General features: G+C 45.3%; 7 protein-coding genes and 1 pseudogene. All 8 read left to right on the top strand.

What is annotated here, in order from left to right; translation table 11 throughout:
• Nucleotides 1–238 precede the first annotated feature (238 nt).
• A complete protein-coding gene (locus ACG95_RS07835) occupies nt 239–1,591 on the top strand; it encodes a TrkH family potassium uptake protein (RefSeq protein ID WP_048000008.1) in 1,353 nt (450 codons plus the stop codon).
• A gap of 10 nt (nt 1,592–1,601) precedes the next feature.
• Nucleotides 1,602–2,264 carry a potassium channel family protein gene (locus ACG95_RS07830; RefSeq protein ID WP_048000007.1) on the top strand — a complete coding sequence of 221 codons (663 nt, stop codon included), beginning with the start codon at nt 1,602–1,604 and terminating at the stop codon, nt 2,262–2,264.
• A gap of 319 nt (nt 2,265–2,583) precedes the next feature.
• Nucleotides 2,584–3,303 carry a WxL domain-containing protein gene (locus ACG95_RS07825; protein ID WP_048000006.1) on the top strand — a complete coding sequence of 240 codons (720 nt, stop codon included), beginning with the start codon at nt 2,584–2,586 and terminating at the stop codon, nt 3,301–3,303.
• A 78-nt stretch (nt 3,304–3,381) separates the two neighbouring features.
• On the top strand, nt 3,382–4,413 hold the full coding sequence (locus ACG95_RS07820) for a WxLIP family cell surface protein (RefSeq protein ID WP_048000005.1): 1,032 nt from the start codon (nt 3,382–3,384) through the stop codon (nt 4,411–4,413).
• A 3-nt stretch (nt 4,414–4,416) separates the two neighbouring features.
• Nucleotides 4,417–5,868, top strand: coding sequence for a WxL domain-containing protein (locus ACG95_RS07815; RefSeq protein WP_237756475.1), 1,452 nt, complete (start codon nt 4,417–4,419; stop codon nt 5,866–5,868).
• A gap of 248 nt (nt 5,869–6,116) precedes the next feature.
• Nucleotides 6,117–6,782: a histidine phosphatase family protein gene (locus tag ACG95_RS07810; protein WP_048000003.1), complete on the top strand. Its 666-nt coding sequence runs from the start codon at nt 6,117–6,119 to the stop codon at nt 6,780–6,782.
• A 20-nt stretch (nt 6,783–6,802) separates the two neighbouring features.
• Nucleotides 6,803–7,480 (top strand): tetratricopeptide repeat protein, encoded by a 678-nt coding sequence (locus ACG95_RS07805; protein ID WP_048000002.1) that lies wholly within the window; start codon nt 6,803–6,805, stop codon nt 7,478–7,480.
• A 19-nt stretch (nt 7,481–7,499) separates the two neighbouring features.
• Nucleotides 7,500–10,054, top strand: a pseudogene (gene recD2, locus ACG95_RS07800) (SF1B family DNA helicase RecD2).
• Nucleotides 10,055–10,116: the final 62 nt, after the last annotated feature.

Genomic DNA, 10,116 nt, shown 5'->3' with positions numbered 1-10,116 from the left:
CTAGGAAGTGTCATTATCTACATAAGTTTAACTAGCATAATATGTATAGTTATTAATCAGTGAACTAAGTCCTGACATAAATAGATGATTTAGAAAATACGGAGGTTGTTGGTGGTGTTTATTTATTAGTGAGTTTTCATTTTTCGAGATTCAAAATGCAGCTTGCTTTTCCTGTACGGGTTGATTAAGCTAAAGGAAAGTATTGGCTAATAGTATAGTAGTAATAGGATGGATAATGATGAAGCAGTTAACGCACTTAAAATTTTTTGATACGCTATCTAAAAAAATGGTGGCGGGTTTTGTTGCCCTGATTATAATAGGAACGATTTTATTGAGTTTGCCCTGGGCGACCCCGATAAACGTACATACGCCACTGATTGATGTCTTATTTACAGCGGCCTCAGCAACTTGTATCACTGGTTTGACCGTGGTGAATACGGCTGAACACTGGACGACCTTTGGGCAGCTAGTGATTTTAGGCTTGTCCGAGATTGGCGCACTCGGTTACATGACGTTTGCCGTGTTGTTGTTCAACATCATGAGACGCCAGATTGGGCTCTCTACGCAACTGATGGTCAAAGAATCGCTGAACCTCGAGAACTTGAATGATACGAAGAGTGTGATGAAGTATGTCGTGGGACTTTCGTTACTCTTTCAGCTGGGGGGTATGGGCTTGCTAGCTGTAGACTTCGTGCCGCGTTTTGGTTGGACACACGGGTTGTACGTATCGATGTACCACGCCGTCATGTCGTTTTGTAACGCTGGTTTTGACGTCTTCGGTAATAGTTTAATGAGCTTTCGCGGTGATTCGTATGTTTTGATCGTGACGATGATCCTAATCGTTGCGGGCGGGCTGGGCTTCTTAGTTTGGCGAGATATTTTGCTATACCATACGCGTAAACGGCTGACACTCAACTCAAAACTAACTTTGTTAACGACCATCAGTCTCTTCGTAATCGGTTTTGTCTTACTATTAGTGACGGAACGCAATTTACGCTTGTTACCAACGGGGACGTCGTGGTTTAACCGGACGATCAATACGCTGTTCTTGAGCGTTACACCCCGAACGGCTGGGCTCATTACGATGCCAACACAGCAATTGCAAGCTGGTAGTTTGTTCGTCATTATGATCCTCATGTTTGTCGGTGGGACGCCCGGTTCTACTGCCGGTGGGATCAAGACGACGACTTTTGGATTATTGATGTTTCAAAGTATTGCGCAATTACGAGGGCGTCAGGATGTGACGTATAGTCATCGGCGCTTTAGTCAGGAGAATACCAACCGGGCCTTATTACTGATCTTTTTGGCTAGCATTGTTTTAACGGTGGCAACTTTGATTCTGACGCAGACGGAACATATCCCCAACGGTTTTGGTTTGGAGTACGTCTTGTTTGAAGTGTTGTCAGCGTTTGGCACGGTTGGGCTGAGTTTGGGATTAACAATGCACCTGACAATTATTGGTAAGATTATTATTATCTTACTGATGTTTATTGGGCGAGTCGGAATCTTCACCTCGCTATACGCATTGTCGAAACGCCAAGCGAAGGTTAGCTTGATTCGGTACCCAGAAGAAAATATTTTAATCGGTTAGGAGTCATATCATGAAAAAGAGTTTTGCAGTGTTTGGCTTGGGACGGTTCGGGGAGAGTGTCGTGCGTACGCTAGCGGCAGCTCATCAGGACGTATTAGCCGTCGATATTAATGAAGAGCCAGTCAATAAGTTAATGGATGTCGCAACCCAGAGCATCATCGCGGATACACGTGATGAAGAGGTCTTACACGGGTTAAACGTGGATACGTTCGATTACGTGATTATTGGGATCGGTAATAACATGGAAGCCAGTATTTTAACGACTATGCTGAGCAAGGAACAGGGTGCAAAAAAAGTCATTGCGAAAGCTGAAACTAGTGATCAGGGGCGGGTACTGGAGCGTATCGGTGCGGACCAAGTCGTCTTTCCTGAACGCGATATGGGACAGGGCATCGTACGAAAATTACTCTCTAATCACATTTTGAATTTTATCGATCTCAGTGATGAATATACGTTAGCCGCAATTGAAATTACTGACCCGACCTTTGTCCATCAGAATTTGATCGATCTAAATATTCGGCAACGTTTTGGCCTGACCGTGATTGCCATCAAGCATGGCAAGGAAATCAACGTGTCACCGCAGCCAACGGATATGATGGCGCTACACGATGTGGTAACCGTCGTTGGCCCAATCAAAGGGGTCAATGCATTGGATGAAGCATTGAAAAAATAGCTCAAGTGAGCAGCCTACCAGAAGATGTAAAGTCTTTCTGGTAGGCTGTTTTTGTTTATTTGTGAGTTATACGTACGCTGATCAGTTAAATGTTTAGTGCAATCGCTGAAACGGAGAACTTGCGTTGCCGTGAGCGGTTAATCAGTTAATACGGAAAATTAATTAATTAAAATTTCAGACGTTATGTTTGAATGACACCATGCTAGACTATGGTTGGCGTTAGGGATGAGAGGATGGTGAGTGTTCCACAGTGGGACAGATATCAGTAATAAAAGTAGGGATTTTGAATTAGTAGAGAGAAGAGAATGGAGGAAACAACATGCGTGTATTTAAAATGAAGAGCGGCTTGAGTGGTGGTGTCGCATTATTATCACTCGCGCTAATGCCGCTGGGGGCCTTAGCAGCGGGCCCTGGGACGGCGAGTAGCAACTTAACGACGGTAACTCCTGGCTATACTGCGGATAGTACTGGTAATGCGCAAGCGTTATCGAACGCACAATTCACAGTTATGCCTGGAGATTTAACGTTAAACGCAGTTCCTAACCTACTACTAAGTAACACCAACGTTAAGAATATTGCTACTGGGGATACAACGTTGAACGTTACAAGTGACAATACGGCTGGTGGTGCTGGCTATGACGGCAATGGGTCGGGGAACCTGAATGTTAGTGATTATCGTGGTGACCATGCGGGCTGGGCTTTAACGGTTGGTATGGGGCCATTTACAGCTAGCTCGGCTACAATTGATAGCGCTACCTTAAACCTTAATATGGCTAAGGGAGCGGTAGACAATAACGCGACGACGGCGCCACAAACCTTGAGTTTGACTCAAGCGGACGTGACGAATGGTTGGGTTGCCAGTCCACAGACACTATGGACTGCTGCAGCTCAAACTGGTGAAGGTAGTAACGTTGCTAGCACTGCTAACACCAGTTCTTTACAAGTTGCTAAGCAACCAACCGTTTCACAGGGTGTTTACACGGCAACGTTGTACTGGGCGCTTCAAAATGCACCAACGGCACCCAAGGCCAGTTCGTAGTATTTAGTAGCGGCTTTTAGTTAAATGTGGTTAGTTTTTTATGAAGTGAAGATTATTTGATGCAAGGGGGCGCAGATAATGCGATGGAATAAATTACGATGGCTGGTATTTGGACTAATCTTATTACTGGGGTTACTATCTGGTGTAGGATCCGTTCAAGCAGCAAGTCCAACCGCAGCCACGGGTTTTGTCTTAACCCCCTTGCTACCTAAGAATCAGCTTGATAAGCAGGCGGGGTATTTCAACTTACAGCTGACACCCGGTACGACCCAAACGTTGAGTGTCGCTGTTAGTAACCCAAGCAAGTCGCCAGTAACTATTCGGGTAACGCCAGTCAATGCGACGACTGCCGACACGGGTAATGTGGTCTACGTGCCATCTGATCGGAGTGATCCGTCCGCAACGACGACGTTTACACAGATGACGACTGCGGGGGTTACGGTTAACTTGGCAGCGCATCAAGCAAAAAATGTGTCATTTAAAGTGACGATTCCAAAGAACGGATTCAAAGGTGAGGTCTTGGGTGGTTTATTTGCCACTAATACGGCAAGTAGTACGACTAAAAATAAGTCTAATCAGGGTTTCGTTTTGAAAAATCGTTACGCAGAAGTGACAGCGGTTGCATTGTGGTCGCAATCACGTCAGCCGGTTCCGATAAAGTTAGACTTAGCGAATGTTAAGGTAAACACTCAGAATGAGCAGCCTGTAGTTGTAGCTAAAATACGTAACCTGGCGCCAACTCTTTTTGGGCAGTTAAAACTGCAATCTCGAGTCACACAGGTCAAGACGGGCACAACGGTAGCAACGCAACAGTTGAAATCTGGCTCGGTGGCACCTAATAGTTGGTTTAATTATCAGGTTGCACTTGGAACACAGCGTTTAGCTGCGGGACAATATCGACTTAACTTACATCTCACGAGTGGTCAAAAAGTCTGGAACTTTCAACAGAATTTCCAACTCACGGCTCATCGTGCGCAACAACATAACCAACACCTAGTAGGTCCCCGGCGAATTAACTGGTGGCTGTGGGCAGTTGTCGCAGTAGTGATCTTATTAGCACTATTGGTAACGGCTTACTGGTTTGGTCAACGTCGCTCGCGTAAGGGGTGAGGTATGATGAAGAAGATCATGAGGGATTTATTGGTCATGTTAGCTGGTCTACTGGTAGGCATCAGTATTGGGATTGGTGCGTCAGCTGCTAAAAGCGCGCCACAACCGCCAAGTACACCACCTAGTTCGGTACTAGGCTTAAATTTGTCTGGTGGTTTTACACAACAGCCAATTGATATGAACGTTATTGGTGGCAGTTCGGTTACGATATCGGTCAAGGCTCAGCGTAGTGCACTGGAAGCCGCAACTAGTTTACTGAATGGGCGTAAGTATGTTTGGTGGCAATCTTCTGATGGCCAGACTTACCAAAAGGTTGGTTCGAACAGCCAAACGTACACGTTTACCGCGCCACAAGTAACGACAACCACACCGATCTATTTTCAGGTTCAGTATGCCTTTTCTGGTATCGGAACCTTTCCAGATGACTGGTCAAGGATAGCGACAATCAATGTTACACCGGCCAGAGTTCCAACTACTGGCATTAAGGTGACGACCGATGATCAGTCGCTGAATAACTCACAAGTAACGACTGCACACGCTGCGTTGACACCATCGGATGCAACTGATCCGGTCACGTGGACGAGCAGCGATACAGATTTAGCGACGGTCGATCAGTATGGTAATGTGACAGCGGCGGATGCGTCTACTGATACTTCTGGTAAGGCGCATGATCATGGTTTAGTGACGATTACCGGGACGTCAAATGGCATTAGCGACTCGACGCAGCTGATGGTCGGTGCGTTACAGGATGTGACGGTCGTCGAAGGAACACCAGCAACGTTCAAGCTAGGTACCTTGCCGGATGGGTTAACCGTCAGCAATTGGTACCGAGTTAAAGATGGGCAGTCAACAGCGCTCAATGCGACTGGAACTAGTTACACGGTGAAGGTGCCTACGAATGCGGATGATGACGGAACGTCCTACTACGCGAGTTTGAGTTATCAGGTTAACGGAAAACCGCAGACGGTTACAACCAATGCAGCACTATTAACTGTTAAAAGCGGTGGGAAACTAGCGTTGACTGCCGTCCCTAATTTAAATTTTGGGACCGTGTCTTTGAATGCATTAGCACAAGGTACGACGCTTGATTTAGATCAAACGCCAACTGCCAGTGGTGCTGGATACGACGGCAACGATGATAGTAAGTTGGCGGTTAGCGATGAACGAACCGTTGGCGGTGATTGGCAACTGTCAGCCAAGTTAGCACCGTTTACCAGTAATACGGGTACTAATTTGACGAACGCGCAATTAGCGTTAAGGGATACCACGGGAATGGTTGATCAAGTTTTAACAGCGGGAGCAGATAGCCAAACAATCTATACGCAGGGCGGTTATCAAGGTCAGACGTTTAGGATGACGCCAAGCACGTTGAAACTAGCAGCTGATCCGGTGGCTTCCAATGGTCAATATCAGAGTACGGTTTTGTGGACATTAGCAGCAGTGCCAACTTCTTGAGTTAGGGTGGTGTTGAGTAACGGAGCAATCTTGTTATTCAGCACCACTTTTTTGTGATTTGAGCTCAGTTATATTGGGGATGGAAGTCAGATGCCCAATATCAAAATAGTGAAATGAGACTTAATTTGATTTTGTAAGCGTAATAATATTATTTGATGGCAACTGTTTTTGAAAAGCGACTTGAAAACTGTCATAATATAAAGGTAGTATTGATAGGTCTGCAGAGATCAAGATGAGGAAGTAAGCAATTGACAAAATTATTATTTATTCGCCATGGTAAAACGGAATGGAACCTAGAAGGTCGCTATCAAGGATCTCAAGGGGATTCACCGTTGTTACCAGCGAGTTATCAAGAAATTCATGAATTAGCGGCTGCTTTAGAGGAGCTGCACTTTAATCATATCTATGTAAGTCCGTTAAAACGGGCTCGTGATACGGCGATGACGATTCGCCAAGATTTAACGCAACCTGAATTACCAGTGACCATTTTAAGCCGCTTGCGGGAATTCAATCTCGGTAAGATGGAAGGGATGGCTTTTACCGATGTGCAGGCACGTTATCCTAAAGAATACGATGCCTTTCGTAATCATCCTGATTTGTATGATCCAACATTGATTCAGGGCGAGAGTTTTCAACAGTTATTAAAACGGATGACACCGGCGATTCAGCAAATTGTCGCAGCTAATCCACGTCGTGAAGACAACGTCCTGATTGTCAGTCATGGGGCAGCGCTTAACGCGTTAGTTAACTCGTTACTAGGAGCTTCGTTAGCGACACTACGCAAACGGGGTGGCCTGTCGAATACGTCAATGACCATTTTAGAAACACGGGATCGTGGCAACAGTTATAAATTACTGGACTGGAACGACACGTCTTACTTATCACGGACACCCGATGTGACGGATACAATCTAAATGAGAGGAGCTTGTGGTGAATGACAAAACAATCATCCCGGCCAGATAAGGCTAAGCAACAAGCATTAGTGCATGAGTTAGTAACGAAGATTGATGCTAACCCAGAAGACTACCATGCTTATTATGACTTAATCGTGTTACTAACTGCTGGGCAGGATTTTGAACAAGCAGAAGCACTGGCGATGAAAGCACTGGGTAAGTTTCAGCAGGTACCTCAAGCAGCAGATTTATTAAGGTATGCATTAGGTAACGTTTATTATCAAGCAGAATCGTATGATAAAGCTCTACCTTACTATCAACAAATTACGGACCCAAAGTTGAAAAATGATGCCTATATGATGATGGGCCAGTCACTCATGGGACAACGTGATTATCAGCATGCATTAGTGTGGGCGATTACGGCACAAGAAGCACAGCCCCAGCGATTGGATACCAACTTGTTAGTAGCAGATGTGTTACTTGCGTTAGGCAATAATCAGCAGGCATCGGATTATTATCAAAAAGCTTTCACTGCTGATTCACACTCAGGTAAGGCGGCGTTTAACGTCGGTTTGACCGCAATGGTACTCGGACAACCGTATGCGAAGTGGTTTGAACAGGCACAAAAATTGGACCCAGATTACTTCAAACAGCATCAACAACAATTAACGGATATTGAGAAAATGTTAGCGAACCAAGCTGGCCAACAAGCAGATTAATTTAGAAGGAGGAACTCCCGTGACGGATGAACAAGCAGATTTATTCCCCAACGGATCAGTTGAATCGACGGTAAGTCACTTTATCGTGGGTAAAGTGGCGGCTGTTTTTTTCAGTAGTGCTGATAGTTTTTATAAAGTACTACTCGTAAAAGTCAGTGATCAAAATATTGACTGGTCAGAAGATGAAATGGTCGTTACTGGGAGCTTCGCCGATATTCAAGAAGAAGCGACGTATCGGTTTACGGGTAAGACCGTACGACACCCTAAGTATGGGACTCAGTTTCAAGCGGACAATTATCAAAATGAGACACCGACTACGCGAGCAGGACTGATCGCGTACTTAGCTGGGGATGATTTTCCAGGACTAGGTAAGCGAACGGCTGAACGGATCGTAGAAACTTTAGGCGAAGATGCAATCGACAAGATTTTAGCGGACCCTGACATATTAGATCCAATCGGCTTACGAGCAAGTGTCCGTCAAACGTTACTGGATACTTTACGAGTGAATAATGGTCTTGAGCAGACAATTATTGGACTGAATGCGTATGGATTCGGAAGTCGTTTGGCCGCTGCTATCTATGCGCGTTATCAGGGTGATACGTTAGCTAAAATTCAGGAAAATCCATATTGTCTAGTGGAAGATATCAAAGGGATTGGGTTTAAGAAGGCCGATCAAATTGCGACTCAGCTGAAGATTGACCCACAGGCTGATAATCGGTTGAAAGCAGCGTTATTAACGGAAATCAATGAATTATGCGTTGATAATGGAGATACTTATACGACGGCTAAACCATTGCTGTCGCAGACGATGCAGTTGTTGGAAAATGCGCGTAACGTTGCGATTGATCCTAATAAATTAGCTGATCAGTTAGTTGTCTTAGCGCAGGAGAATAAGATTGTCGGTGACGAGAATCGAATTTATTTACGAGATCTTTACGAAGCTGAGTGGCGAGTTGCGGAGCATATGCACCGGCTATTGGCTGCTGATAATGATGCTGGCTTAGCAGACCACGCCGTTGAACGGGCGATTGAACACGTCGGCCGTGCTAGTAATCTGACTTATGATGAATCACAGACGGCAGCGTTGAAAGCTGCAATTACGTCACATGTCTTTCTACTCACCGGGGGGCCCGGAACGGGGAAGACGACGATTATTCGTGGGTTAGTCGCCTTGTACGCGGAATTACACGATGTCTCGTTAGACATTAATGACTATAAGGACAAGCCCTTTCCAATTCTGCTGGCTGCGCCAACTGGTCGAGCCGCTAAACGCATGGCGGAAACGACTGGTTTACTAGCTAGTACAATCCATCGCTTGTTAGGACTGACGGGTCGTGAAGATGGACCGGAAGAACCGACTAAGGAATTGGACGGCGGCTTACTGATCATCGATGAAATGTCGATGGTCGATACGGTGCTCTTTCAACAACTATTGACCGCTATTCCTAATCACATGCAGATTATTCTAGTTGGTGATAAGGACCAGTTACCATCTGTTGGTGCTGGACAAGTGTTCCATGATCTATTGCAATTCGAAGATTTACCACAGATTGAATTGACGAGAATCTATCGTCAGGGTGATGACTCGAGTATTATCCCGTTAGCTCATGCCATCAAAAATGGGCGGTTACCAGATGACTTTGCTGTCAACCAGCCTGATCGTTCGTTCATCGCATGCAACGCCTATCAAGTCAATCACATCGTTGAACAGGTTGTGGCTCCTGCTCAGTCGAAAGGCGTCACAGCTGAACAAGTTCAAATTCTAGCGCCGATGTACCGTGGAACGGCTGGTATTGATCAGCTGAATACGACGGTTCAAAATATTTTTAATCCGCTAAAGTCCGCACGTCAGAAACACTTAACGTATAATGATCAGGATTTTCGGGTTGGTGACAAGGTACTTCATCTAGTCAATTCACCTGAGGATAACGTCTTTAACGGTGATATTGGTAAAATTGTGGGAATTGACCTAGCTAAGGATCCACATAATGAATCCAAGAAGGATCAGATTACGATTGCGTTTGATCAGAATGAAGTGACGTATCAACGAGCTGATTGGAAACGACTGACTTTGGCTTACAGTATGTCAATTCATAAGTCACAAGGTAGTCAATTCAAGATGGTCATTCTCCCGTTGGTTCCCCAATTTTCCCGGATGCTACAGCGTAACTTGTTGTATACAGCGGTGACCCGAGCGGAAAAGATGCTGATTTTGGTAGGGGATGCTCAGTCTTTTGAACGTAGCGTGACGAATGAATCAGTGAATCGTCAAACAACGTTGACGAAACGGTTGCAACAGGTGTTCTCAAATGATGGCAAACCTGTTACGGTTGTAACTCCTAACAATGAGCAGGAGCCGGCTGATAGTGAAGCTCCTCGTGAGGAAGCAACTACAAGTGCAAGTGAGCCGCAATAAGTCCTGCCACGGTATCCGATTCAGCTGTAACGGATTCACAAGCAGCGCCAAGGCCTAATGTACTGACGCCAGCGTTGGTCATGGGTGGTACAATTGACCCTATGATTGGGATGAATGGGATTACCCCGGCAGATTTCATGCCACAAACGACTAGCTAGCTGTTAATTGCTAATAGCAAGAATTAGCATTGATAGTATTTGTGCAATTCTGGAATTTAAAC

Origin of the sequence: Lactiplantibacillus herbarum (assembly GCF_001039045.1) — a bacterium.
GTDB lineage: Bacteria > Bacillota > Bacilli > Lactobacillales > Lactobacillaceae > Lactiplantibacillus > Lactiplantibacillus herbarum.
The sequence above is the reverse complement of the archived record's forward strand: the minus strand, read 5'-3'. Positions and strand labels throughout refer to the sequence as shown.